Below are 26,075 nucleotides of genomic sequence, written 5' to 3'. Positions count from 1 at the left end.
GCTGAAGAAGCAGTAGGTAAAGCATACAGTCAGGTTGAAAAGGATGTCATGGTTTCGCTGGAAGATGTGATTGATCCGAATTGGGCATTGATATGGTTAATTTAGGACTTATCTATGACGTAACGGTAAAAGATCATCACTGTGTGGTAACAATGACATTAACTACTATCGGCTGCCCACTGGGAAGCCTACTGGCAAATCAAATTACACAGGCGGTTACGTCGGTTGACGGGGTAGCTACCTGTGATATTGAACTGGTTTGGGAACCGGCTTGGAACCCAAGCATGATGAGTAGATTTGCCAAAGTTGCTCTGGGTATTCATGGATAAACGAAAATCATAATTTAAATAACAGGAAAACACCCCGGTTAGGCTGATTGGTTCAGCCGATTAGCTGGGGTGTTTTTAGGCAGGTAAACGTTAAACTGAAAAGAGTCTCATTAGTTGAATTTATCACTGTCGGCTGCCAATTGTTCGGCAACCGGAATAAAAATGTCTGTAAAATAACGATTTAAGTCAACCGCCGTTTGCGGATTGGCCGACAGCTTTTTAGCGTGTTCATAAGCATCGTGACGCATATTGACAATCAACGTTTGTTTAACGTGCCGGAAATGTTTGGTAAGTTTGGGATTGTCTTGACCATACTTTTGTTGAAAATAATAAAAGATCTCATGAAATGTGTTGTCCAGAACCCAGAAAAAAGTCCCTCTCAAAACACTGTCAGCCATCATTTGGGTAAATAATAAGTCACCTTTAACTTCATGATCGATAAACGCCGCTGAGGAAAGTACAGCAGTCGAGACTTCATGCATGTCAGCCATAAAGGTTGAAAAGTGGTTTAGCTCCTGGTCGGGTAAGTCAAAACCGACTTTTTCCCGCCGTTGTCTGTCGACATTTCTGAAAAGTTTTTTGAATATTGCGTTTGAATATCTCGACTATCTTCAATTAAATCAGTTTCGATTTTGAGCAATAGTTGGTGATTCATTTGCAGGTATTGTTTAACCTGAGCCCAAATTCGTTGAAATTGTTGCTCAAAATGATCAAAAAGTTCCTGCGTGGTGCCAATCAATTGCTTTTGAACGGTTGCTTTGTCCGTGTGGGCAGCAAATTGAATGTTTAGCGGTGTCCCGTCATCAATGTTGATAATGCCGGTTTCTTGGCGACGCTTTTTTTCATAAGCTTTTAATTCATCCAGATCGACCAGTCCCAAGGGCATGATATTGATTTCGCCGTTGGTCAACATAATCTGTAAAGAAAAGGGAGTCTCCGGCTGCTGGTTAAGGACAAATGATTTTAGCGTTTCCAGCAGTTTGGCCCGGGTTGCCAAGTCATTTTCCGGATCAGCGTAAAAGCCAGCTGTATAAATGGCGATGCCTTCGTAATTTGCTACCAGTTTTTGTTTGATATCCATAGTTCTAGATTTGCCTCCTTAATGGGACTGTCGTGCTGATAATCTGGCTAGTTCCCGAGTGCCGCTGGTTGATAAAATCGCGTGGGTCAAATTAATTTCAGCGAGCCGCTTTTCTGGATTGCTATCAATTACAGCATGCTCCAAATAGCCTTTTTTATCGGCTTCTTGAACCGTTTGAAATAACATTGAAGCGGGATTGATCTGCCGGCCCTCGTGAAACCGATGTTCATTAATATCGCGTAAAATCCCCAATAGTTCTTCGTCATGAGAAACATTATGTGCCATGCTTTTTCTCCTCTTTATTAGCCTTGGTTTATCTTACAGGTTTATTCTAAGGGGCCGTGATTTGAAGGACTATTGGGGATTTTACTATATCCGATTTAATTACACGTCAATTAGTTTGTGATGGATTGCATAACGAACCAGTTCGGCTCGGGATTTCAGCGACAATTTGCGCATAATATTGGCCTTGTGAGCCTCAACCGTTTTAGTTGAAATGAATAGTTGGGCAGCAATCTCTTTGTTTGAATATCCCAAAGCAACCAGTGGAAAAACTTCTTTCTCCCGTTCTGATAAACCGTTATAGCCTTTGATATCAGTATCAACACCGTCAGAATTAATCTGGCGCAGGTCGGATTTGGTAATCAGGATATTTTGATCAATATAAAAATGTTTATGGGCAATTGTTTTTAACCCTGTTAAAAGTTCCGTATCGGGTGAACTTTTAAGAATATAAGACATGGCGCCGTTATGAATGGCTTTATTAATGTATGCCTGTTCTTCGTGCATGGATAGAATCAAAATTCTGATATCCGGAAAATGTTCGTGAATTCGTTTAGTTGTTACCAGGCCGCTTTCACCGGGCGGCATACTTAGATCCATAATCAAGATATTAATGCCACCCTGTTCAACTCTGAGATAAGTATCTGTTCCGTTGGCTTCTTCATCAACCACTTTAAAATCAGCCTGCTGGTTAATCAAGTAAGCCAGACCGGAACGAACAACTGCGTGATCATCGGCAATTAGAACGTTATACATGTTGCTTCCTCCCCAAATCTGCAACTGGAAATTTAGCGGTAACTGTTGTACCGTCGTGAAGCTTTGACTTGATATTAAAAGTGCCGTTAAGTGCTTTAACCCGTTCACTCATATTTAAGAGCCCAAGCGAACGGCCGTTAAAGGATTGGTGACTGGGAACGTCAAAGCCATCACCGTCATCAATAATTTCCAAAATTATAAAGTGCTGATGATTAACCAATAAAACCGTAATCTCAGAAGCGTTGGCGTGTTTGAGTGCATTATTAATTGCCTCTTGAGCAATTCGATACAAGACGCTTTGAACGTCTTCGGAAAGAACGCTGGTATCAGCTTTGCCGGCAACTTCAATCGTAATCCCGGAATTTTCTTCCAGCCGGTTAGCCAAGACCTTTAAAGCCGGCAAAAGGCCAAAATTATCCAAAACAGACGGCCGAATATCCAGTGCCATTCCCTTAACTTCCTTTAATGTATCGTCAAGCTGGTTTTCAATCACGTTTGAAAGGGCCGTTAATTGTTCAGTAGACAGATCGGCGTTTCGCAACCGGCGAATTCCGATAATGGCGGAGTAAATCCCCTGGGCAATGCTGTCATGAAGATCTGCTGAAATCCGCTTGCGTTCCAATTCGTGTGCCCGATTGACATAGCGGGTTAATTTTCGCTGCTGGGCCAGTTGATCCATTCGATTGATGGTGCCACGACTCTTAAGGGTAATCGAAAACAGATGGGCCGTTTTATCGAGGATGCTATAAACCATAAAATAATGCAGCGGGTGTGTCGAATCGTCAGCCAAGGTAAGCGGTACTGATAGATTGGTCATCTTATTTTGAATAATACAGTTAAAGCAGCCATTGGTCTGTGAATACTTTTGTTTAACCGAAGTATCCGCTACCTGAAGCAGGTACATCGGATCAACTTTTAATTCTTGCTCAAGTTCTTTAGCCATTTGATTTTGTACGAGTAACGCATCATCTTTAAAAATAAAAATGGCGTCCGTTGAATGATCAAAGTATTGGCCAAGCCAGTCTTTTGTTGCTAGCAAAAAAACGCCTCCCAAAATCTTTCCTGTCTTTAAGGCAGCAGGTATTGGGAAAGCGCTTGAACGGTTTTATTGGAAACGGGTTGCCCGTTTCGAAAACCGGCTAAGAGAACCCCGTCAACCAGACGAGTGGCCGGTGACATAATCGGTACGGCTGCGGCACCGGTCAATGATTCGCACTTGGCAATTGGGGTGTACATGGCATCCCTTAACTGATAAACATTTAACCGGTCACACCAAAAGGGTTTGCCGGTTCGAATAACCAATCCGGCGATTCCCATCCCACTGCGTAATACTATTTTTCGAAACTTTTCATTTTGATTTCCCGCTGCATAGCGCCATTTAATCTGACGGGCAGCAGTTTGAGACTGAAGCGCAACGGCAACTAATTCAAACAATTCATTACGATACACTTGGTTCACGAGTTCATTGTAATGATTGACAGATGACGATTCACTTAACGTCACATCTAACACTCCTTGATTATAACATTATTATATATAATTGGACAAAAAATATTCTAAACGTTGCTTAATTCCTGATATTTTCATCATTTAAATAGATTGATTTTAATACTGTTGATCAATATTGACTGCTTCGGTTGTCCGGTTAAACTGGCGATAATGCTCATAATCAGCTTGGACGGCCCGGATTCGCATGTCCAACTGATCTAATTTGGCATCTTTTTCCAGAGAACGCATTTCCTCATTAACGCTGGCAACTTCGTTTTCAAGGAGGGTTCTTCTGATCTGTAGATCACTTAAAGCAATCTGAACCAATTTTTGAAAATCGGCTTCAGACATATCATTTTTTGTTTTCATCATGGGACTCCTTTTCATAATTTAAATTTGTAAGAGCCATTGTCGCAGCAAAATTAATTGCAACGCAGTGCCGGTCGTCTTTAACAAAGCCTTTCAAGCTGAAGTTGCCGGTTTGCAAGTAATTAACCAATTCCTGTTTGCTAGTTGTGAAATGACTAATCGCATACTGCTCGTGTGTTTCGGTAGCTGCGTAGCTGTTTTCGATGCTGGCAATGGTTGCCAAAATATTGGCAGTAACAAACGGGAAATCTACGGCCAACAGTAAATAATCTGTTGAGCCGGGAAACTGACACGCTGCCGCGTAAAGCCCGCCCAGCGGACCACAGTTGATAAATGGCGCCTGGTCCTGAATAACGCTCACCCGGGGGATGGTTTCACAAGTGGCGGTTAACTTGGCAAAATTAGTTTGACTGGCACTTAAAATGACCCGATCACAAATTGGCAGTAGGTTGCCAATCGCGGTTTGGGCGTTGGTGAGTGACTGGTGTGGTAATTTGTAGAGGGCTTTATCCTGACCAAATCGTCGGCTTTGGCCGCCCGCTAAAACAATTCCAATCAATTAGAAGCGCCTCCCTGGTTCATCGTTGATTGATCGTAAACAAAGTGACCACTCTTACCACCAGCCTTTTCAATCAGGTGAATATCGGTCATCTTCATTCCTCGATCCATGGCTTTGCACATATCGTAAATGGTTAACAAGCTGGTTTGCACCGCCAAGAGGGCTTCAATTTCAACACCGGTTACGTGCTTGGTTTTAACGGTTGCAGTTACGGTAATCGTGGTTTGTCGATCATCTGAAAAGTGAAGGTCAACGCCGGTCAGGGGAATCAAATGACACATCGGAATTAGACTGCTGGTCTGTTTGGCAGCCATAATTCCTGCAACTTGGGCAACTGCTAAAACATCGCCTTTTTTAACTTTTCCTGCGTGAATCCGAGCTAGGGTGGCCGGCTGCATGGTAATTTTTCCAGTTGCGGCAGCCATTCGAGAAGTAACGGTTTTATTGGTAACATCGACCATTTTGGCTCGACTTTGATCATTAAAATGGGTGAGAGAATCTGTCATGAGTAAGCTCCTTTGGTAAAAATTCATGGATGAACCATTGGGTAATGGTTGAAACACCAAATGATTCATTTTGAAAAAGCAGTTCCGGTGAAAAGAGACTGGCTGTTTCGACAATGGGTTGATAACGAGCTAACCGCTGTCGATCGGTTGGTTTTTTAAGCAACGCCAACTTGGGGAAAGGATCAGTTTTAAAACCTTCGATTAAAACGACGGCGGACTTTTGGGGCAGCCCCGTCATGATATCGGCTGCCGTTAATTGGACTGTGGTTGGCTGCTGATAATACAGTGTACTGGCGGTTTTTAAACCGTACTGGCCGCGCCAGCTGCTGTAAACTGTGCGGTATCGGTACCGGCAACATCCAATTCGATTTCGTGGGAGCTGTGTTTAATAACTGAAACGCTAATATGACGGCGGGTCAATTCTCGGATAAACGCGGTAATAACCGTGGTTTTCCCGGAATTTTTATAACCAATTACTTGAAGGGTAACAACCATGTTTTCACCTCGGTATTCAATGCGATGGGTGTATTACTATGGGGAATCTCAAATAAACAGGTAGTTGTCTGCAGGTTACCGAGATCGCCCGATTTATCGGAACCGTTAGGAACAACCTCATAACCATGGTCGTTTTGCGTAATGGTTCCCCGTAGAATTCGATCAAAGCCATTTGTCTTATGATAAGGTGCCACCAAGGTGGCGGTGGTTTCAACAACCCGAGATGGTCGATGAACAAACCGACTTAAAAGTGGTTCAACGTAAAGGTAAAAGGCCGTAAAGCAGGCTCCCGGATTGCCGGATAGCGCCATTACCAGCGTTTGATCCTGCACAAAGGCAGTTGTTACACTGCCGGGACGCATTCGCAGCTTATTAAATAATAATTTGTCTGATTTTAGAGCCGCTACTGCCAAAAAGTCATAATCACCAACCGAGACGCCACCGTCAGTGATGACAATGTCATTTTGTGCAATGGCTGACTTTAGGGTGGTCTTTAATAAGTTGGCGTCGTCCACCAATTGACGGTTTTCGGTCACAACACCGCCGTGTTCTTTTACCAGGTTTTCAATCAAGATGCCGTTGCTGTTGTAGATCTTGCCGGGACGGCGTTTTTCATTAGGGCGAATCAGCTCGGTACCTGTCGTAATAATTGCAATTTTGGGCTGCCGATATACCGGAACGGTTTGAATTCCCAAAGCGGTCAAGATTGCCAAACCACCTGGATTTAATTCGGTATTCGCTTTAATCAGGACATCATTGGCCGCAAATTCGGTGCCTTTTTCTGTAATATTACTGTGGTTTGCCGGAACCATGATTTTAATGTGCTGTGGGTCGGCCGCCTCACGGGTTTGTTCGAGCATAATGACCTTTCCCGCGTTATCGGGTACAAAAGCGCCGGTCATAATCCGAGTGGTTTCGTTTTTACCAAGTGGTTGGTCGAAGGTCGCACCGGCAGGGATGTTGCCAACAACTTTAAATATCTTTGGGTAATCATGATCATCTTCAGAACGAATCGCATAGCCGTCATATCCGGAACGACGAAAGTGGGGGTAGTCAAATGGTGCCAAAATATCTTGGGCAACGATTCGGTGATTGGCTTTTGAAACGGGAATCTCCTCGACTTCGGATCGGAGTGGCAGGTCAGTCAGCATTTTTTGGGCATTGGTAATTGAAACGGGTTTTCTTCGGGTAAGCATTGGCTTCCTCCTAAGTAGCATTTATTTATTTCTTTCAAATAACAGATGTTTGAATTCCGGGATAATGAGATGCGTCATGGCGGTTTGACAGGCACCACTGGACCCAGGCAGACAGTAACAGAGTTGGTTTTTGACGTTAAAGCCGGCTAAAGCCCGGGAAGCCAGTGCCCGAGTGCCAACTTCCTTGACTGAAAGGCGGCGAAAAGCTTCACCAAACCCAGGAATCGTTTCAACCAACAACGGTGAAATTGCTTGAATAGTGACATCCCTTAAAGCGATGCCGGTCCCGCCGTTAGTGATAATCAAATCGGTCGGTGTTTGTTCAAATGCCAGAAATTGACTTTGAATTGCGACAATATCATCAATGACGACCTGACGATCGTTAACGGTAATTCCTGATTTGGTTAAAAATGACGCGATTAATTGACCGGATCGATCGGTCTTTAAATTTCTGGTGTCACTAATCGTTAAAATTGAAACGGATGTCATGGCTGGGTGGCCTGCCTTTCATGATTGAATTGGGTGATTGCCTGGTCAAATCTATTAAAGAGCATCTCGGCTTCCTGACTGCTGGCAACGGCATATAGTAGGACTTTACCGTTTGGAAACCAGCTGATTTCGTGGTTCTGCCAGCTCAGTTTTAAAAAGTGTTTAAAAGCCATTTTCAGACAATTGCCTTTTTGAGCAAAATTGATCATTTTGGGAAGATCCAGTTTGGTTCGTAAAGTTGCCGTGTAGGTTTGACTGCCACAAAGCAGTCGCAGCTGTTGATTTTTCACTTGCGGTAGAGTTGGGTGCTTATTTTGACAAACCGGACAATTAGCTGATTTGGAAATTTGAAAATTTGTTTGACTAAGTTGCCAATTATCAACGGTTATCAGTTGGTTAAAGGCAATTTCCCTGGGGGCAACCAGATATTTGATTGCTAATGAGGTTTGAATGGCTGAAACCATTGGGACCAAAGCAGTATTAACCCCAATTAGATCACAATCGTTTTTCTTAAGGTCATTAATATTTGGAAATAGGCAGTTCAGACAAGGACCGACTTGAGGTGATATTGCCATGACGTTGCCAAATGTACCGGCACAGCTGGCAAAAATAAAATCAAAATTAAATCGGACAGCTGCTCGATTTAACAGGTCGCGGGCTTGATAGTTATCCAGACAGTCAAGTGCTAGATCAAACGTCAAATTCTCAAGTTGGTCAGCCGAAAGGGGGGTTGGATAACAATCAATAACAGTAGTTGCATTAATTCGGTGTAAATGATCGGCGGCGGCTTCGACCTTTAATTTTTGTTTGGTGGCATCTTTTTCAGTAAATAAAGCCTGACGTTGTAAATTCGTAAGTGAAACCGTATCCGGATCAATTAGAATTAACTTACCAACACCGGCCCGGGCTAATTGCTCGGTGGCATAGCTGCCCAAAGCACCCACGCCGGCAATTAAAATTGTTGCCCGCTGCAGGCTTTCCTGACCTGTTTTGCCGATGACGGCAACACGTTTTTGACGGTCATAACGGTCCAATATAATCACCTTCTTCAAATTAAAATATAGGTATTTCCCTAGTCGAAGTATATCAAAGGCAATGCTACCTTAGTATTAGGGAAATGGCTTACTTTCAATTTAAAAAACCAGTTCTCATAAGCATTGACTACGTTTCTTTGAAGGAGGTTTGTGACTTGAAAAAATCCCGATTTTTCAAACACGTTGAGAAATTCAACGGGACCTTTACCCAACTGGAAGAACATAATCGTCGTTGGGAAAAGCTTTATCGTCAGCGTTGGTCTCACGATAAAGTTGTCAGGACAACCCATGGGGTTAACTGTACCGGTTCCTGCAGCTGGAATGTTTATGTCAAGCAGGGCATTATCACTTGGGAACATCAGGCAACTGATTATCCATCCTGCGGGCCTAATATTCCAGGCTACGAGCCGCGGGGGTGCCCACGGGGAGCCAGTTTTTCCTGGTATGAGTACAGTCCCGTGCGAATTAAATACCCATATATTCGCGGAAAACTTTGGCAGCTCTGGTCGGCAGCAAAAGCAGAGCACGAGAATCCAATTGATGCCTGGGCCAGCATTGTTGAAGATCCGAAGAAGACGGCAATTTATAAGTCTGCCCGCGGACATGGTGGCATGGTGCGGGTTCATCGACAGGAAGCATTAACGTTAATTTCAGCAATGCTGCTGTATACGATTAAAACTTATGGCCCAGATCGCCTAGCCGGATTTACACCAATTCCAGCTATGTCGATGCTGAGCTATGCTTCCGGTTCCCGGTTCCTGTCACTACTGGGTGGGGAAATGCTCAGCTTTTACGATTGGTATGCGGATTTACCGCCGGCTTCTCCACAAGTTTGGGGTGAGCAAACTGATGTCCCCGAATCAGCCGACTGGTACAACAGTCAATATATTATGATGTGGGGCTCCAATGTACCATTGACCCGAACACCGGACGCCCATTTTATGACCGAAGCCCGTTATCACGGAGCTAAGGTAGTTGCTGTCAGCCCTGATTATGCTGAAAATGTCAAATTTGCCGATAATTGGCTGGCACCACATCCCGGAACCGATGCAGCCTTGGCTCAGGGAATGACCCACGTGATTCTCAACGAATTTTACAAACAACGTCAGGAGCCGCAATTTATCAATTACGTTAAGCAGTTCAGCGACATGCCGTTTTTAGTTAGGCTACAGCCCAGTGCTGCCAATACTGACGACTACACGCCCGGTAGATTCGTCCGGATTTCTGATCTGAAAGCTGCCGACACTCCCAATGCCGCTTGGAAAACGGTAGTTTATGATACCAGACAAAAGCAGCCGGTAGTTCCGAATGGGACGATCGGGCAGCGCTGGCAAAAGGATCGGCAGTGGAACTTGGAACTAAAGGATGAAGCCGGTAATGCGATTGATCCCGCATTGACATTACCAGCTGACCAATCAGTCGTTGTTGACTTTCCCTATTTTGATACAACTGGTAACGGGGTGCTCAAACGCAACCTGCCTGTTAAAAAGATGACCTTTCAAGATGGCAGTCAACAACTGGTAACGACCGTTTTTAGTTTGATGATGAGCCAATACGGTATTCGGCAAAGTCCAAACGATCAATTAGCTGCCAAGGGCTATGATGACGCGAACAGTTTGTATACGCCGGCTTGGCAGGAAAAAGTAACTGGCGTCAAATCAAGCCTGGTCGTTCAGATTGCCCGTGAATTTGCTCAAAACGCTTTGGATACCGGTGGTAAAACCATGGTAATCATGGGGGCTGGGATAAATCATTGGTTCAACAGTGATATGACCTACCGGGCGATCATTAACAACTTGATTCTCTGCGGCTGTGAAGGTGTTTCCGGTGGTGGCTGGGCGCACTACGTCGGTCAGGAAAAATTACGACCTCAGGAAGGCTGGAGCACAATCGCGTTTGCCAATGATTGGCAAAAAGGTGGCGCCCGGCAGCAAAATGGGACGTCGTTTTTCTACTTTGCCTCGGATCAGTGGAAATATGATGAATTGGATAATCAGGCTTTAAAATCACCCGTCGTCACGACCAAGCATCATTATCAGCATCCGGCCGATTATAATCAGTTGGCGGCCAGATTGGGATGGCTGCCGTCGTACCCACAATTTGACCGTAGTTCACTGTCCTTTGCCAAGACATATGGGACAACTGACCTAAGCGAAATTTCAAAACGGGTGGTTGAAGAATTAAAGCATGATCAGCTGCACTTTGCTATTGAAAATCCCGACGCCAAGCAAAACCAGCCCAAGGGCCTCTTTATTTGGCGTTCAAACCTGTTTACTTCGTCTGGTAAGGGTCAGGAGTATTTTATGAAGCATCTATTGGGAGCGGAAAACGGTCTGCTTGCCAAATTCAACGAGCATTGCAAGCCAACTGAAATGGTTTGGGATGATCATTCGATTACGGGTAAACTTGACTTGGCAGTTGACCTTGATTTTCGAATGGTGGCTACACCAATGTATTCGGACGTGATTCTTCCAGCGGCAACCTGGTATGAAAAAGAAGACCTTTCTTCGACGGATATGCATCCGTTTATTCATCCCTTTAATGCCGCTGTCAGCCCCATGTGGGAAGCCAAAAGTGACTGGCAGCAATTCAAGCAGCTGGCCAAAACATTTTCTGAGATGGCTAAAAGGTATTACAGCCAGCCACAATATGATTTGAAAACTCAGCCGCTGGGACATGATTCACCAGCCGAAATCTCTCAGCCGTTTGGTGAGATTAAGGATTGGAAGAAGGGTGAAATTGAATGTCTTCCAGGTAAGACGATGCCGTCCCTAGCGCTGATTAAGCGGGACTATACCAAGGTTTACGATAAATTCATCGCTTTGGGGCCCAATGCCCGCGGTAAACTTGGCGGTGAAGGCTACAGTTATGACGTCAGCGATCAATACGACGAATTAAAAGATCTTTTGGGAGCTTACGATGAGGCATTAATGCCGGCTGTCCGAAGCTTGACTTGGATAAAAAAGTTGCCGAAGCCATCCTTCACATTTCCAGTACTTCCAACGGCACAATTGCTCACCGAGCTTGGCAGAATGCTGAAGAGGTAACCGGAGAAAAACTGACTGATATCAGTGCCGGGCGTCGCGAGGAAAAAATGTCGTTTGAGAGCATCACAGCTCAGCCGGCAGAAGCAATTCCAACGCCGATTTTCTCTTCGGCCAAACATGATGGCGATCGTTATTCGCCGTTTACTGTTAATATTGACCGACTGGTACCTTTCCGAACATTAACCGGCCGTCAACAATTTTATCTGGATCATGAGATTTTCCAAGAATATGGTGAAATGTTGGCCAATTACAAGCCAACGCTGCCGCCACAAGTCATGGCTCCCGGTGATACAACTGTTAAGCGGGATGACCACGAATTGGCACTTCGCTACATGACGCCTCATGGTAAGTGGAATATTCATACGATGTACTACGATAATTTGGAGATGCTGACGCTGTTTCGAGGCGGTCCCAATGTTTGGCTCAGTCCAATCGATGCGGATAAAGCTGGAATTAAAGATAATGACTGGCTTGAAATTTACAACCGAAACGGGGTCGTAACCGCCCGGGCGGTTGTTTCACACAGAATGCCGGCGGGGTCAATGTATATGTATCACGCTCAGGATATGGAAATCCAAGAACCACTGGCCAACATTACCGGTAATCGGGGCGGTTCTCATAATGCCCCGACGCAGATTCATATTAAACCGACGCAAATGGTGGGGGGCTATGGTCAGTTAAGCTATGGGTTTAACTATTATGGCCCGATTGGTAATCAGCGGGATCTTTACGTTGCTGTTAGAAAGTTGAAGAAGGTGAACTGGAATGAAGATTAAAGCCCAAATTGGGATGGTTTTAAACCTTGATAAGTGCATTGGCTGTCATACCTGTTCGGTAACCTGTAAGAATACTTGGACAAACCGCCCCGGCGCGGAATATATGTGGTTTAACAATGTTGAAACTAAACCCGGTGTTGGCTATCCCAAGCGTTGGAGGATGAAGAACATTATCGCGGCGGCTGGGAGCTGAATAGCAAAGGTAAACTTCAGTTAAAAGCGGGAAATAAGCTTAATAAGGTTGGCCTGGGAAAGATCTTTTACAATCCCAACATGCCGGAATTAGATGATTATTACGAACCATGGACCTATGATTACCAGACACTATTTGGTCCGGAAAAGAAACACCAGCCCGTTGCCCGGGCCAAATCACAAATTACCGGTCAGACAATGACATTGACAACCGGCCCAAACTGGGATGATGATTTGGCCGGATCTCCGGAATACGTCAAGCAGGATCCCAATATGGATAAAATCGAGACCGACATTAAAACCAATTTTGAACAGGCATTTATGATGTATTTGCCACGGTTATGCGAACACTGTTTGAATGCGCCTTGCGTTGCTTCGTGTCCATCGGGGGCAATGTACAAGCGTGACGAAGATGGCATTGTTCTGGTTGATCAGGAGCGTTGCCGGGGTTGGCGGATGTGCATGACTGGTTGCCCATACAAGAAAGTTTACTTTAATTGGAAAACCAATAAGGCTGAAAAATGCACCTTTTGCTACCCAAGAATTGAAGAAGGTGAACCGACCGTCTGCGCAGAAACCTGCGTTGGCCGAATTCGCTATATCGGCGTCATGCTTTACGATGCCGATCGGGTTGAAAGTGCTGCTGAAACACCCGATCAAAGTAAATTGTACGAGGCCCAGCTGGATTTGTTTCTAGATCCAAATGACCCGAAGATTATTGAACAGGCACTTGCCGATGGTATTAGCGAGGAAATGATTGAATGCGCACAACGATCACCAATTTACCGGATGGCCGTTAAGGAAAAAATTGCCTTTCCACTTCATCCCGAATACCGGACAATGCCAATGGTTTGGTATATTCCGCCATTGTCACCAATCATGAATTATTTTGAAGGCCGGGACTCTATCAACAACCCCGATATGATCTTTCCCGGTATTGATGAAATGCGGGTACCGGTTGATTATCTTGCCAGTTTGTTGACTGGTGGCAATGTACCGGCTATTAAATCGGCTCTGTATAAATTAGCCATGATGCGATTATATATGCGGGCCAAAACCAGTGGTCGGGATTTTGAAACCGCCAAATTGGCCAGGGTTGGTCTAACTGAAAATACAGCAACGTCTCTTTACCGGTTACTGGCAATTGCCAAATACGAAGATCGCTTTGTGATTCCAAAGAGTCACAAGGAAAAAGTTGAAGACGCGCAAAGCGAACAGGGAACATTGGGATACGACGAATGCAAGGGTTGCTCACTGGCACCACAACACGGCAGTATGTTCAAAAAAGCCGAAGCCGGTGAATCAACCAATCAGATCTATGCCGAAAGCTTTTATGGAGGGATCTGGCGTGATTAATTTTACAAATCTTGATCGACTCGAGGATGGGCTGTCACTGCTGTCACGGCTGATAGATTATCCCGAGAAGACAACTTACGCGGACCAGTTGTTACCGGAAGTAATCGACCAGTACCCAAAAACCGATCAAAAGGCTGAGTTGGTTACAATTGTTCAGGAGTTGAGTCAGCAGACTCATTTAGCCCAACAAGAACACTACGCAGCACTGTTTGAAATGAATAAACGTTATCCACTATATATGAGCTATTACCGGATGGCTGATTCCCGTGAACGTGGCGTTCTTTTGGCCAAGCTTAATATGCTGTATGAAATGTTTGGTGTTTCTGTAAAAAGCCGTGAGCTGGTCGATTATTTACCCATGTTGCTTGAATTTTTGGTGTTTGGCCGGTTTAAGGGCGATTCTCGTAATCAGGACGTTTCACTGGCTTTCCAAGTGATCGAGGACGGGACCTATCATCTATTAAAAAATGCCGCTGCGAAGATCGATGATCCATACATTCGATTAGTCCGCGTTATTCGAAACGAGCTTCGCGGTTGCGTGGAAATGGAGGGAAATGCGATTGGCTGATTTTGGTTCCATCTTGTTATGGGTCATTTTCCCATATGCGATGATGCTTTCATTTATCTTTGGGACAATTGTCCGCTTCGTTTGGTTCAGGGCTGGTATAACGGCCGTTTCAAGCGAAATGCTGGAAAAACGAAAATTAATGATCGGCAGTCTGGTTTTTCACGTCGGCATTATTTTGGCATTCTTTGGCCACGTCTTGGGTATTTTAATTCCCAAATCCTGGACAGAGTTTTTTGGGATTTCTAATGAAATGTATCATTTATTTGGTTCGTTAATGATGGGAACCGGTGCGGGGCTGCTGGCCTTAGCCGGGATGATGATTCTGACTTATCGTAGATTTACCAATGCTCGGGTATTTGTTACTAGTTCATGGACTGACTTGGTAGTTGACGTCGCCTTACTGATCACAATTATCCTTGGATTGGCATCGACGCTTTCTGGACCGCTGTTTCCCAAGTTTGATTATCGGGAAACCCTTTCTGTATGGGCCCGCCAGTTATTTTACCTTAGTCCAAACTGGCATTTAATGAGTGGCGTGCCGGTTATTTATAAACTTCACGTCATTTGTGGTTTTTTGATTTTCGGCTTTTTCCCATACACCCGACTGGTTCATGCATTGACACTGCCATGGCAGTATATCTTTAGACGCTACATTGTTTATCGGCGAAAGCCCAAAGCCGACTAAAAAAAGAAGCCGTTAGTCGGCTTCTTTTTTATTTATCCATTTCCCTAATAGTCCGTTACCGACATTCCCGTTATCATGGTCATAAAAGAAATTATAAAATATAAATCAAGGTGAGAAAATTGGGAGAGTTTCGTTTGAATAATCAAGAATCCGACTTTCAAAATGTTTTTGAATTTCCCGACTTTGTTGAGATGCGGCCGGTGTTAAGGGATGCCGTGCGCTCGGCAGCCCGAGAATCATTTGAGCGCCCCGAGTTGCCGGTTAAGGTCGAACGGGCCACGACGGCACTCGAAGAACAATTGGAACGTGAAACCAGAAAGTATGAACGGCAGATGGGCGTTTATCCAAATCAAACTACCGAATTGAATGCTTTAGTGCGGTTGTATACCCATATTTTGCAAATTATCAGTCGAGCAACTGATATTACGCCTGAATTGGAAGACATTATTTATGCGGTTAACCAGACTCGATTAAGTCTGATTCAATTGCCCAAGTTAGTGGGCGTCGGCGAGCTGTACCGTGAAGATCGCGACCAGGAGTTAATTCCGGATACTTTTTACGATTACGTGACGACGTATCTGGTTAAGCCTTATTTAATTGATCCATCAGGTCAAATAGTACCTGCCAACGTTCAAAAAGCGGGTCGACAACTGGTGGTTAAAATGACGACCTATGCCTATCGGGATTGGGACGCTTACTTAACGCACGAGTATGATGAACAGCATATTGTTAAAAATCGGCGAGGGTTGACAAATGATGCTTATTATCAGCAATTGGAAGCTGTTGAGCTAAAGTATGCCGATAAAGTTTACTCAAAGGTCTTAGCGGATGTTTATCAAGCTTTTAAGCGAATACTGATACCAGCGTATACCAAGCAATTTGAAATTATGACGACACCATTATCACCAATTTTAAGGAAAGCACCTCAAGTTAAACAGCAGTTGGATCAAATTATTCGGCAAGCATTTCATGTGGATGCTGCCGGGGTTGAACATGTCATGGACAATCAGATTCAAGCAATTAAAAACAAATATCAGTTTTACCGTGAAAACTTTACGTAAGGGGGGCGCAAATTTATGGAAAATCCTGAATTAAAATTAGGGACACCGGCATTTGAAAAAACGATTTTTGTGTTAAAAAAGGTTCCAACTCGGGCCAATATCCAAGAATTTGCACTGCAGGGAAACTTATCGCCCGAACCACTAGACGAAACAGCTTGGATGCTGCCGGCTTATTTATCAGATGATTTTAATTTATTTTTGATCTTTGCGCCCAATGTTTTGGATAAATGGACAATTACATGTTCCAAGGTGACAATTCGAAACGGCAACGAGATTACAACAATGAGCGCGGTGGTGCCTACCGGTTCAGGGTTAAACGCAATTGCTCAAATTAGTAAGGGAAGTGCCGTTGAACTGTTGGCCTATTTTAAAACGTTAGCGATAAATAGTTTGGGATATTTCGATGATCAATTATGGCGACAGGCCTAAAAACGACTGTAGGCAAAAGGAATTATCATGAATCCATTTGTCAGTGGTCGTTTTTGGTTAATATTATTCGCTATGATTGTCCGGTTCTTCTTTTGAATGATGGAGATTGTCCAACGCTTTTTTCTGTCTCGTATCAACAATGTGCGTATACAGACCAGTGGCTTTAGTCGAAGTTTGCCCCAACTGGGTAGCAACAAGGTGCTCATTGTTGGTTTCCAGGTATAGTTTTGAAGCCAGCGTGTGCCGCAACTTATGAGGGGTAATCCGGACATGGTTAAATGCCTGTGAATATTTTGCGACCAGCAACTCCACGGTGGCAGTTGAAATCCGCCGGGGTTGGTCCGCCCCTTTTGTTAAAAAGAGGGCAGGGGTGGCTGAAGAAGCGTGGTAACGCTTTGAACGAATTGTTAAGTAGGGCTTGATATATGGCAAGACCCATGCAGCGATCGGGACTGAATCGCGTTTGCCACCTTTTCGTTGAACAGAAATGGTGGCTTTTTTAGACTCAGGTCGGATAAATTGGCATTGGTTAATTCCGACACCCGGATACCAGTCCCAAGCATTAGGGCGTTAATGGCAACGTCACGCTCCCGGTCACGTTCATACATTTTGCGGGTTCGTTTTCCAGCCAGTTGGTTTGGATAATCGGTTAAAATATAGTTTAAAAAATTTACGTCGGCATTTCCCAACATCAGCTTGTCCTTAATGTTGTGCGCTCGGGTTTGATAAGTTTCACTGTCCGGAACCAGCGCAATCTTTTTCATTACGTTCCGATAGAAATAAGGTTCACCATCATCGTTTTCGGATTCTTCGGTTAAAAAGCGGAATAAGGCAGAGAGGGCGTTTAAAGAACGGTTAACTGTTCGATGAGACAGTGTGCCTTGCGGGTCTTTAGCCGTTTCTTTACCACGATTCAGTAAAAAAGCTTTGTAAAGCTCCATGTCCTGTTTTTTAAAATGTTCCAGATCTGTGAGGGGAATTTGGCTGATTTTGTTGGCTTTGGTGATGCCTGTGTCAATCACCCAAGTGAAAAAACGGTTAAATTCGTTTAGATATTGATACAACGTTGCCGGTGAAAGGGGGACCGTTGATTTTTCCAAATAGTAGTCCTGAACATAACTGGGCATTTTGGTAACGATCGATTCATTGTTTGCGATGTAACTGGCTTTTTTCATGTTATTCTCCTTTAATATTTTTAGAAACTATCTGATGATTTTTTGAATTAAGGTCGATTGACGTATCCGTAATTGTCTAAAGAGACTTTATTTTAAATCGTGATTAATGGGATACTAGACAATCGTTTTTCACTGTTTCGGTAATTATGAGATTTTTTAGATTAAGAACATTTGTAATTAAAGATGGTGGGTTAACAATATTTAAGGTTAACAGGCTTTGAAAAAAACTGGTAGCTAATCGGCTATAATTTCTATTAAAGCTGAACTGATTAAATCAGTCTGGTTAATTATTGATCGCGTACATGAAAATGGCGATATTTAAATAAAAAATCGAAGAAATGTACTAATTAAAAAGCTTGTTTTAACAGGGATAGCGATCTTTTTTGCGATATAACTTAATAAAATACTGGTTTTATTAAGTTATATTATAGCACATTTTAAGACTGATTTTGTATAATTACAGACTAAATATTTGACCTGAATTCATAAACTCAATAAAATAGCATAGACGAACAAAAAATAGTCAAAAGAGGTTTTTAGATGAAATAAGGATTAACGAAATAAAGGGGGCTTTCATATGATGGTTGATATGAAGCAAATTCACGGGATTCAATTGGACATCCTACAAGAAGTAGCAAAATTGAGTTCCAAACACCATATCAAATATTTTATGACTGGAGGCTCCGCAATCGGTGCTGTCCGTCATCACGGGTTTATTCCTTGGGATGACGATATTGATATTGGATTCACTCGACATGATTTTGAAAAGTTTCTCCAAGTTGCACCAACGGAATTTAAGTCTACAGCATATTTTGTTCAGGAAAATCGTTTAAATCCGGCTTATGAGTATGATTTTGCCAAAGTAATGTTTAAAGGTACCCAGATTTTAGAGCGTGGCCGCGAAGAAGCCAAGTCTCAAAATGGCATTTTTATTGATGTTTTTCCATTTGATAAGATGCCATCACACCAGCGTCAGCAACGTCTTCAAGCACAGGCGCTACAAAGTATTTTAAAAGAAATCAGACGGCGTTTTTATCCTGACATGTGTCCTGATGTCCCAACTGATACGAAATATGCAGCAATGACGTTGGATCAGCTTTATGATTTACGATTTCGAATCATGACAAAATACGATCATCATCCGGACTTGACTTACGTAAATCTATCATCACCGTATGAATACGGCAAAGAAAGAATCCTGCCAAATGAAATCCATCAATTTACCAAGATGAAATTCGAGAAATTAACGGTTCCGGTGTTAGCTGACTATGATTCATACTTACGACGCTTGTATGGTGATTATATGAAATTACCGCCGGTTGAGAAACGCGTTCAGCGTCATATTTTAAAAGCATCGGTTGACAATCCACAAGTTTTATCTGAAGAAGCAGCAAATAATCAGTCGGATATTCAAACAAATGGATTTGAAGCACAAGCTGGTTAAGTGTATAATTTAAATCATTAATTAAAACGACTTAAATAAAAAAACGTCAGATAGTTTTGGACTATTTTGACGTTTCTTTTCGTTTAAGTACTTACTTCGCATAATGTATATTATGTAAAGTAGCATTTAAATACCAAAAATCACACCACTCCCCACGCTTCCCATAAAACCGAAACGAAAGATTACCTAAAATATACAAGTAATCTTTCGTTGGAACTACTTCAAACACTATTAAATTTAAAAAATCACGATTCAACCTAAAAAATGATGAACCAAAATCAAATAATTTTGCTATAGGTTTCAATATCCAAGCGTTTCGTGAATTTTAGATGCTGTAAAAAAGCCACTCCGGTTAACTGACGTTTTGTTATCATCACGGAAATTTTTTTAATACCAACTTCACGTAACTGTTTTACAACTAAATTAACCAACTTGGTAGCAATTCCTTGACGTTGAACTTCTTTAGCAACCACCAGATGATAAATTGTACCATTCCGACCGTCAGTAGCGCCTAAGATTGTGCCAACCAGCTGGCCATTTTTTTCAGCAACAAAACAAAAATCAGGATTAAACTGAATTAATCGACTAATTGCTTCGAAGCTGTCATTCTGTTCCTGTAATGACATATCAGGCGTCTTTTTCCAGAGTGCATAAGCATCAGCGTAATCTTCAGCAATCATTTTTCGAATACCTACCAATTGGTCAGTATTACGATCATCTTCGGTCATTTTTGTCATACTACCCCTTTTATTTCGGTTATTTAAAAACCGCTAAAACGAGAATCGATTGGCTGCCAAATCAGCTGCCAATTGTTGAAAAATTCGTTGTAAGCGTTGCTTTGCCATATTGAATGTTTGTGGCTGCCAATTTTCCAAAATCTCTTCACTAAAATAACGGTCCTCAATATACCGATTATAACGCAATTCAATTTGCATTGAACGAATCCCGGGATTACTGCCATAGTGCCGAGTAATAAAACCACCCCGAAACGGAAAGTTGTCACCAATCGTGTAACCGACTGATTGAAAATGTTGTTGGAAATAATCAAACGTTTCCTGGGTGGCAGTTTGGTTATAATTATTTCCTAAAACGACATCAGCAGTTGGTCCGTTAAATGGATGTGTATATTCGGCAAAACTGTGCAAATCAATCAACAGTACCTTGCCGAAAGTATCTTTCTTTATCGAAAGCAATTTTTGCAGCTGCTGATGATACGGCTGATAGAATTGGTCGCGTCGTCGATTAATTTCCCAACTTGACGGTGGCGTTTGATACAACGCATGGCCAAACGTATTCTTGGCATATACAAGATGGTAGTAATCACCAGTTAGTCCCTCATTCGGATCACGATTGGGATCAATTAAATACCGGTTCAAGTTATTTTCTAAAACTGTAAACCCAAGCCCTGGCAAAAAATCATACAATTCTCTTAAAAACCAGTCGGTATTAGCTAAAACAGCCGTTGGTAATAGTGCATCAGCCATTTCGGCAGTAATCGTTGTCCCACTGTGCGGCAAATCAAATACAACTGGGAAACGATTCAATTCGGCATTATAAACTTGGTAATTTGACATAACTTAATCACCTGATTTGATAAGTGCAAAATACTTTGCAAACTCTGTCGGTGCTTGGGCTTGCGTTAATAAAGAAACCGGTAATTCGGGATTGCTTCGAGTACCAGGTTCAATTAAAAAGTGAAAGCGAAAGTCGACGTGTTGATGCGCACTCTCACCCTTAACCGGATTAGCTGGAATTGCAATCAGGTTAACATCAATCAGCTGACCACTTTCAGGCTTCACCTGATAGCCGGTTTCTTCATGAAATTCCCTAACTGCGCAGTTAATCGGCAGCTCACCCGGTTCAACGTGGCCGGCCGGCAGCAGTGTTGTTCGTAGATACGGATGACGAATAAAAAAGCCGGCATTTTTTGAAAAGACCATCGCACTGGCAGACAAGTGGACCTTGGATTTTCGATTTCGAAGCTCAGCCGGTTGCTGATCGGTCAAAATTCCTTTAATTTGAACCAACTTTTTATCTGGTAACCATGAAACCGGCAACTCAGCAAGTTGGTCGATCGCCTTAATAAGCACTGACAAATAAGGATCTTGAGGCATTTTTATCACCTTTACTTTAGCAATAGCTGATCTTTTAGCAACTCAAAAGTATCGATTAACTGACGAGTTTCTTTTGCATCATGTACCCGAATAACCCGACCGCCAAGAACCGTCATAAATGCTTCAAATAGCAGCGTTGGAATCAATCGATCATCCGCTGAGTCCAAATTAAACAGCCGTTTAGCAAAACTTTTTCGCGAAATTGCAATCATAATCGGTGTTTGAAATTCTGCCATTAATTTCGTTAATTTCATCTTAATCAGATCAAAAGCTAACGTATTATGATCAGAAAAGCCAACGCCCGGGTCAATCACAATGTTTTCTTTTTCAAGCCCAACGCCTGTTAAATCGCTAATTGTATGTGTAAAGAAAACCATCATTGTTTTTGATAAGGTTTCCGTTTGCTCATTGAAGTTCCGACCATTAAACATCGTTACAACAGCAGGTTTGTATTTAGCAACTAAATTCAGTTTCGCTTGAGAATTAAAGCCATCGATGTCGTTAATAATTTGAATACCATTTTTCAGCGCTTCTTCAATAACCGCGTTTGTGTTGGAATCAATTGCCAAAACAATATTCGGAAAACGCTTGTGAATAGCGTCCAAAAACGGTTTAATTCGCCCCCACTCCTCTTCAGCACTAATATCATCAAAGTGCGGCTTGGAAGATTTGCCACCGACTTCAAAGATGGCAGTTCCGGCTGCCAGTTCTGCTTCAATTCGTTTTAGAACCCCATCGATTGAAGCGTTTCTCCCACCATCGTAAAATGAATCCGGCGTCAAGTTTAAAATCGAATAAATAATTGGTTTGGTTGTAATATCAAAGTCAAATCCCCGACCCTTAAAGTGGATTCGAGAAGCTGCCTGAATTTGCTGCAGCGTACCGTTTTCAGCGCCAAACACTTCTGGCCAACTTTTAATTACAGCTGCCAATTCCGCCTGCGTAAATGTCGCGATGATTAACGATGATGAAATCGAAAGATTGGCAGTCTGGTCAGCTAACAGATTAATTAATTTGGGTAATTCTTCTGTATTCGCATTAAAAGAAATGGTGACGTTGCCGCTGAATGTTTGTTGACGATTGTTTATTTTTTTAATTTCCATTACGCTCACTCCTAGATAGTAGATATGTTCGAATCGGATTTAATAGATAAAATGAACCAACAACTAAGATAACAGTAGTTGGTGAAGCCGTCATAATAGCTTGCTTAATTGCTTTAACCGGAGAAGTAAATTCTGGAAATTGCCGGTTGGTATATTTTTGATAAACATCCGCCAATTTAACCGGTGAAAGTTCGCGCTGCTGATTTTCCGGCTCTGTGATAATAAACGAGCTGTTTTTGAGAGTAAGCAGTTTTTGAACCGCTATTTCATAAGATTTATCCTTTAAAAAACCATTAATAATCAGCTTAGGAGCATTTGGATACAGTTTCTGAACCGTCTCAACAAATGCGCTGATGCCGTCAGGATTATGGCCACCGTCCAAAATGATTTTTGGCTTTTGCTGAACCGTTTCAAAGCGTCCCGGTACAACCAATTCAGCCAAGGAATGATCCAAGATACCATCCAGTCGTTGTTGAAATGACGTTCGTTTCACAAAATCGAAAAACCAAGTCAATACCGTTGCCAAGTTTTCAAGCTGATAGGTCCCGGCCAAGCCAAAGCGAAAAGTACCGCTTTGCTCACTGTGCCCGAGCAAAGCTCGATAATGAACCTGTTTGCCACGCTTTGATTGTTGCGAGGTAGTTATTGTGACCCGATCAGCGTTCAAAAAGACAGCCTGTTTTGACACGGCTTCATTTTCTAATACCTTCAACGCTTCAAGCGACTGATTCTGAGCCGTAATCGTAACGTTATGGTGCCTGATAATTTTAGATTTAGTAGTCGCAATTTCTGTAATATTATTTCCCAAAATACCAACATGATCCAAACTAATCTTGGTAAAAATTGAGTACATTGTTGTGGCCACGGCATTTGTTGCATCAAGTTCACCACCAAGGCCACATTCCAAAACAACGTAATCAACCCGCTGTTCGGCAAAATACAACATTGAAATTAAAAATTGCGCTTCAAATTCGGAAACTTTAACGTTTGCAAAAGCTGCTGTTCTCAGCAATTTTTCAATCACCGAGATCTTTTCTTCGAAGATTCGACTGGGAATATTTTTAAAGTCAATTTGAATGCCATTGTAAATTTCATCAATATAGGGACTGGTAAATAGCCCAACCCGGTGACCCATTTGTTTAAGAATTGCGGTAATCATCATTGCCGTAGATCCTTTTCCGTTAGTACCGCAAATATGAATAATTTTAAATTTCTGATCGGGACTGCCAAGTGCTTTTAAAATCCGTTTGAGCAAACCAATCCGATCGCCCTGATCATACAGAAACGTTGGAAACTCGGCAGCATTAAGTTCAGATTGTTTTCCCATTAACATCACCTATCGAGTTTAAAAATGCCATTCTTAACGCCTGGTCCGTGTCAAAAACACCAGAAAAACGAATCGTCCGAGTTGATGAATCAGCCTTTTTAACGCCCCGCATTTCAACACACATGTGCCGGGCGTCAACAATGACCGCCACTCCCTTGGGTGCCAGAATTCGGTTCATTTGGGCAACAATATCATCAGTCAGCTTCTCTTGAAGGCCCAACTTGTGTGATACAAAATCAACCAGTCTCGGGATTTTACTTAAGCCAATAATTTTCCCGTGATCAGGTACGTAAGCAATGTGGGCTTTCCCCCAAAACGGCATCATGTGGTGCTCACACATTGAATAAAACGGAATGTTTTTCACCATCACCATTTTTGAATTATCAGTCTCTTTGGTATTAAACAATTTATAGTCTTCAAAATTATCCAACCCCTCAGACGAAAAAATTTCATTATACATCCGGGCGACGCGATCCGGTGTCTCCACCAGTCCTGGTCGATCTGGATCATCTCCGATCGCATTCAGGATTTGACGAATTGCGCTTTCAACGACTTGTTTAGATTGCGTCTGCTTTTGTACAAGTTGAATTGTTTGATCTGCTTTTTGAAGTTTTTGAATTTGAGCCTTAATTTGATTATAAAATGGAAATTCAGGTGTCACAATTTCCAGTGTTGGTACCAGCACAAATAAACGGTTGAACGCTTCCGGATGCGGAATAATCAGCGACTCAGTCTTAATCTTTTGATCACCCCAAAAAATAATATCAACATCCAATGTCCGCGGTCCCCAATGCACATCACGGGTCCGGTGCAAATGCAATTCGATTTGGTGGATTTTGGTTAACAAGTCTTCCGGTGAATCAGTTGTTGCGATTTTAAGCGCAATATTTATAAAGGCCCGCTGGTTCACATTACCAACCGGTGAAGTTTCATAAAAACTGGAAACTTTATCAATCAAAATAGCCGGGTCGTTTCCCAATAGCGCAACGGCTTTGTTAATATAGGCTTCACGATTACCGATATTACTACCTAAACTTAAAATGACATTTTCCATCATGATTGTTTCATCTCGATTTCCACATTATTAAAGACGCCGTCAACCGGTAAGTTTAATTTACGGATTCGAACAGTGACCGTTTGAATCCGACTATCCAATTGCTTGATAGCAGTCAAAATTTTCTGAGCCAGTGTTTCAACCAGATTGACGTGACTTTCATCAATAATTTTTTCAACAATCGGATAGAAGTCTCCATAACTGACCGTGCTTGCTAATTGATCGTCAACCGGCACTGCATTAATGACCGCTTCCAAATCAACTTGAAGCGTTTGGCCAACCTTCTTTTCTTCCGGCAGGACGCCAATGTGCCCATGAAACTGCATATTTTGAACTCTGATCGTATACATAACAAAAACTCCTCGTATTTCTAAATACAACAAAAAGCGGTTCGCAGCAACCGATTATTGCCAGACGCACCGCTAAAAATTAACCCAGTAATTTATTTTTAATGCGTTCAAATTGCGTTGAGTTGAGCCCAAAATAAATAATTAAGATTTGAAGTGGGGTTACAATCACTTCTTTTGGCAACCGAACAGGTAAGTAGCCAATAAATGGTGTCTTATACATTAGACTCAACCAAAGCGTGTTTAAAACTGTGTTAACAAACACTGCAATAATTAGTTGCGAAACGATCACTCGGGTCCACGTAATCTTCTGTTGATATAAAAAGAGACCGTAAATCGTTGCACCTAAAATAGCCGAAATCGTGAAACCAGGGTTATAAACGCCACCGGAAATCAGCGTGCCGATAATATCTGAAAGTGCGGCAATTGCTGACGACCAAACCGGGCCATACAAGTAACTGGCCAGCGCCATAATGACAAAGCCAAAACCAATCTGAATGGACTTTGTCCCTACTGTAAACCGGTCAATGATCAGACTCAATGCCAACAACAACGATAAAACTGCAACATCCAATGTCCGCAGCTTGTGAAACCCTAATGACAATGACTTCATAATAATGACATCTCCTAAAAGGAGCTCACCAATATTTAGAAAAAAACGAACTAAATAAAATGGCGAATGCGAAAGTAACACCGCAACAATTTGGCAAGCCAAAACCAAGTTATTTTCGTCCGAAGTTCACATTCCGTCCCTTCGGCACTTGACGCATTACTTCCTACCCCATATTTTTTGTAACTATTAAAGTGTACCAT

The 26,075-nt window shown here is 42.6% G+C and carries 29 protein-coding genes, 3 pseudogenes and 1 riboswitch; of the genes and pseudogenes, 8 read left to right on the top strand and 24 right to left on the bottom strand.

Going from position 1 to position 26,075, the window contains the following annotated elements:
* The first annotated feature begins 48 nt into the window (after positions 1–48).
* A pseudogene (locus JCM14108_RS01570) lies at positions 49–329 on the top strand (metal-sulfur cluster assembly factor).
* 110 nt (positions 330–439) lie between these two features.
* Here JCM14108_RS01570 and JCM14108_RS15010 read toward each other — a convergent pair.
* The 14 genes from JCM14108_RS15010 to JCM14108_RS01510 form a co-directional block, all read right to left on the bottom strand.
* Positions 440–811: a hypothetical protein gene (locus tag JCM14108_RS15010; protein ID WP_237745679.1), complete on the bottom strand. Its 372-nt coding sequence runs from the start codon at positions 809–811 to the stop codon at positions 440–442.
* 26 nt (positions 812–837) lie between these two features.
* Positions 838–1,410 carry a hypothetical protein gene (locus tag JCM14108_RS15005; RefSeq protein WP_237745678.1) on the bottom strand — a complete coding sequence of 191 codons (573 nt, stop codon included), beginning with the start codon at positions 1,408–1,410 and terminating at the stop codon, positions 838–840.
* An 18-nt stretch (positions 1,411–1,428) separates the two neighbouring features.
* Positions 1,429–1,695, bottom strand: coding sequence for a hypothetical protein (locus JCM14108_RS01560; protein WP_035177762.1), 267 nt, complete (start codon positions 1,693–1,695; stop codon positions 1,429–1,431).
* A gap of 99 nt (positions 1,696–1,794) precedes the next feature.
* Positions 1,795–2,448 carry a LuxR C-terminal-related transcriptional regulator gene (locus JCM14108_RS01555; protein ID WP_035177759.1) on the bottom strand — a complete coding sequence of 218 codons (654 nt, stop codon included), beginning with the start codon at positions 2,446–2,448 and terminating at the stop codon, positions 1,795–1,797.
* Positions 2,441–3,487: a sensor histidine kinase gene (locus JCM14108_RS01550; RefSeq protein ID WP_035177756.1), complete on the bottom strand. Its 1,047-nt coding sequence runs from the start codon at positions 3,485–3,487 to the stop codon at positions 2,441–2,443. Before JCM14108_RS01550 ends, JCM14108_RS01555 begins: the two co-directional genes overlap by 8 nt.
* Positions 3,488–3,516: 29 nt before the next feature.
* Positions 3,517–3,951: a GAF domain-containing protein gene (locus JCM14108_RS01545; RefSeq protein ID WP_035177754.1), complete on the bottom strand. Its 435-nt coding sequence runs from the start codon at positions 3,949–3,951 to the stop codon at positions 3,517–3,519.
* Positions 3,952–4,053: 102 nt separating this feature from the next.
* Positions 4,054–4,305, bottom strand: a complete 252-nt coding sequence (locus JCM14108_RS01540) for a hypothetical protein (RefSeq protein WP_035177752.1) — start codon at positions 4,303–4,305, stop codon at positions 4,054–4,056.
* Complete coding sequence (locus JCM14108_RS01535) at positions 4,289–4,864, bottom strand: molybdenum cofactor guanylyltransferase (RefSeq protein WP_035177749.1); 576 nt, start codon at positions 4,862–4,864, stop codon at positions 4,289–4,291. The genes JCM14108_RS01540 and JCM14108_RS01535 overlap by 17 nt, the downstream gene beginning before the upstream one ends.
* A complete protein-coding gene (gene moaC / locus JCM14108_RS01530) occupies positions 4,861–5,370 on the bottom strand; it encodes a cyclic pyranopterin monophosphate synthase MoaC (RefSeq protein ID WP_035177746.1) in 510 nt (169 codons plus the stop codon). Before moaC ends, JCM14108_RS01535 begins: the two co-directional genes overlap by 4 nt.
* Positions 5,345–5,608 (bottom strand): P-loop NTPase family protein, encoded by a 264-nt coding sequence (locus tag JCM14108_RS14035; RefSeq protein WP_051995957.1) that lies wholly within the window; start codon positions 5,606–5,608, stop codon positions 5,345–5,347. Before JCM14108_RS14035 ends, moaC begins: the two co-directional genes overlap by 26 nt.
* A gap of 62 nt (positions 5,609–5,670) precedes the next feature.
* Positions 5,671–5,865 carry a molybdopterin-guanine dinucleotide biosynthesis protein B gene (locus JCM14108_RS14030; protein WP_051995956.1) on the bottom strand — a complete coding sequence of 65 codons (195 nt, stop codon included), beginning with the start codon at positions 5,863–5,865 and terminating at the stop codon, positions 5,671–5,673.
* Complete coding sequence (locus tag JCM14108_RS01520; protein WP_051995954.1) at positions 5,844–7,061, bottom strand: molybdopterin molybdotransferase MoeA; 1,218 nt, start codon at positions 7,059–7,061, stop codon at positions 5,844–5,846. Before JCM14108_RS01520 ends, JCM14108_RS14030 begins: the two co-directional genes overlap by 22 nt.
* Before the next feature lie 21 nt (positions 7,062–7,082).
* Positions 7,083–7,550 (bottom strand): MogA/MoaB family molybdenum cofactor biosynthesis protein, encoded by a 468-nt coding sequence (locus tag JCM14108_RS01515; protein WP_035177743.1) that lies wholly within the window; start codon positions 7,548–7,550, stop codon positions 7,083–7,085.
* The gene (locus JCM14108_RS01510; protein WP_420805524.1) at positions 7,547–8,593 is read right to left on the bottom strand and encodes a HesA/MoeB/ThiF family protein; all 1,047 of its coding nucleotides are present in this window, start codon (positions 8,591–8,593) and stop codon (positions 7,547–7,549) included. Before JCM14108_RS01510 ends, JCM14108_RS01515 begins: the two co-directional genes overlap by 4 nt.
* A 146-nt stretch (positions 8,594–8,739) precedes the next feature.
* On the opposite strand from JCM14108_RS01510, the pseudogene JCM14108_RS01505 reads away from it, so the two are divergent.
* From JCM14108_RS01505 to JCM14108_RS01480, 6 genes and pseudogenes are all read left to right on the top strand, one after another.
* A pseudogene (locus tag JCM14108_RS01505) lies at positions 8,740–12,407 on the top strand (nitrate reductase subunit alpha).
* A pseudogene (gene narH / locus JCM14108_RS01500) lies at positions 12,397–13,955 on the top strand (nitrate reductase subunit beta). Before JCM14108_RS01505 ends, narH begins: the two co-directional pseudogenes overlap by 11 nt.
* Positions 13,948–14,523, top strand: coding sequence for a nitrate reductase molybdenum cofactor assembly chaperone (gene narJ, locus JCM14108_RS01495; protein ID WP_035177740.1), 576 nt, complete (start codon positions 13,948–13,950; stop codon positions 14,521–14,523). The pseudogene narH and the gene narJ overlap by 8 nt, the downstream one beginning before the upstream one ends.
* Positions 14,516–15,208: a respiratory nitrate reductase subunit gamma gene (gene narI / locus JCM14108_RS01490; RefSeq protein WP_035177737.1), complete on the top strand. Its 693-nt coding sequence runs from the start codon at positions 14,516–14,518 to the stop codon at positions 15,206–15,208. Before narJ ends, narI begins: the two co-directional genes overlap by 8 nt.
* 191 nt (positions 15,209–15,399) lie before the next feature.
* The gene (locus JCM14108_RS01485; RefSeq protein ID WP_235807147.1) at positions 15,400–16,269 is read left to right on the top strand and encodes a hypothetical protein; all 870 of its coding nucleotides are present in this window, start codon (positions 15,400–15,402) and stop codon (positions 16,267–16,269) included.
* 15 nt (positions 16,270–16,284) lie between these two features.
* Positions 16,285–16,698 (top strand): hypothetical protein, encoded by a 414-nt coding sequence (locus tag JCM14108_RS01480; protein WP_035177731.1) that lies wholly within the window; start codon positions 16,285–16,287, stop codon positions 16,696–16,698.
* 63 nt (positions 16,699–16,761) lie between these two features.
* Here JCM14108_RS01480 and JCM14108_RS16185 read toward each other — a convergent pair whose 3' ends face one another.
* Positions 16,762–17,145: a tyrosine-type recombinase/integrase gene (locus JCM14108_RS16185; protein ID WP_439645787.1), complete on the bottom strand. Its 384-nt coding sequence runs from the start codon at positions 17,143–17,145 to the stop codon at positions 16,762–16,764.
* Positions 17,106–17,873: a tyrosine recombinase XerS gene (gene xerS, locus JCM14108_RS01475; protein WP_439645786.1), complete on the bottom strand. Its 768-nt coding sequence runs from the start codon at positions 17,871–17,873 to the stop codon at positions 17,106–17,108. The genes JCM14108_RS16185 and xerS overlap by 40 nt, the downstream gene beginning before the upstream one ends.
* A gap of 577 nt (positions 17,874–18,450) precedes the next feature.
* Here xerS and JCM14108_RS01470 point away from each other — a divergent pair.
* Positions 18,451–19,317, top strand: a complete 867-nt coding sequence (locus JCM14108_RS01470) for a LicD family protein (RefSeq protein WP_035177729.1) — start codon at positions 18,451–18,453, stop codon at positions 19,315–19,317.
* A gap of 278 nt (positions 19,318–19,595) precedes the next feature.
* Here the strand turns inward: JCM14108_RS01470 and JCM14108_RS01465 are convergent, their stop codons facing one another.
* The 8 genes from JCM14108_RS01465 to JCM14108_RS01430 form a co-directional block, all read right to left on the bottom strand.
* The gene (locus JCM14108_RS01465) at positions 19,596–20,045 is read right to left on the bottom strand and encodes a GNAT family N-acetyltransferase (protein ID WP_035177862.1); all 450 of its coding nucleotides are present in this window, start codon (positions 20,043–20,045) and stop codon (positions 19,596–19,598) included.
* A 42-nt stretch (positions 20,046–20,087) separates the two neighbouring features.
* Positions 20,088–20,891: an N-formylglutamate amidohydrolase gene (locus tag JCM14108_RS01460; protein WP_035177726.1), complete on the bottom strand. Its 804-nt coding sequence runs from the start codon at positions 20,889–20,891 to the stop codon at positions 20,088–20,090.
* A gap of 3 nt (positions 20,892–20,894) precedes the next feature.
* Positions 20,895–21,431: an NUDIX domain-containing protein gene (locus JCM14108_RS01455; RefSeq protein WP_003622249.1), complete on the bottom strand. Its 537-nt coding sequence runs from the start codon at positions 21,429–21,431 to the stop codon at positions 20,895–20,897.
* 11 nt (positions 21,432–21,442) lie between these two features.
* A complete protein-coding gene (gene folP / locus JCM14108_RS01450; protein ID WP_035177724.1) occupies positions 21,443–22,534 on the bottom strand; it encodes a dihydropteroate synthase in 1,092 nt (363 codons plus the stop codon).
* Positions 22,524–23,861, bottom strand: a complete 1,338-nt coding sequence (locus tag JCM14108_RS01445; RefSeq protein WP_035177722.1) for a bifunctional folylpolyglutamate synthase/dihydrofolate synthase — start codon at positions 23,859–23,861, stop codon at positions 22,524–22,526. The genes folP and JCM14108_RS01445 overlap by 11 nt, the downstream gene beginning before the upstream one ends.
* On the bottom strand, positions 23,845–24,918 hold the full coding sequence (gene folE, locus JCM14108_RS01440) for a GTP cyclohydrolase I FolE (protein ID WP_035177719.1): 1,074 nt from the start codon (positions 24,916–24,918) through the stop codon (positions 23,845–23,847). Before folE ends, JCM14108_RS01445 begins: the two co-directional genes overlap by 17 nt.
* Complete coding sequence (gene folB, locus JCM14108_RS01435; protein ID WP_035177717.1) at positions 24,915–25,265, bottom strand: dihydroneopterin aldolase; 351 nt, start codon at positions 25,263–25,265, stop codon at positions 24,915–24,917. Before folB ends, folE begins: the two co-directional genes overlap by 4 nt.
* A 79-nt stretch (positions 25,266–25,344) precedes the next feature.
* Entirely contained in the window at positions 25,345–25,875 is a 531-nt protein-coding gene (locus JCM14108_RS01430) for a folate family ECF transporter S component (protein ID WP_035177714.1), read from the bottom strand.
* Between the two features lie 58 nt (positions 25,876–25,933).
* Positions 25,934–26,048, bottom strand: a riboswitch (THF riboswitch).
* Positions 26,049–26,075: the final 27 nt, after the last annotated feature.

This window comes from Lentilactobacillus farraginis DSM 18382 = JCM 14108, assembly GCF_000583655.1.
Taxonomy (GTDB): Bacteria; Bacillota; Bacilli; order Lactobacillales; family Lactobacillaceae; genus Lentilactobacillus; species Lentilactobacillus farraginis.
The sequence above is the reverse complement of the archived record's forward strand: the minus strand, read 5'-3'. Positions and strand labels throughout refer to the sequence as shown.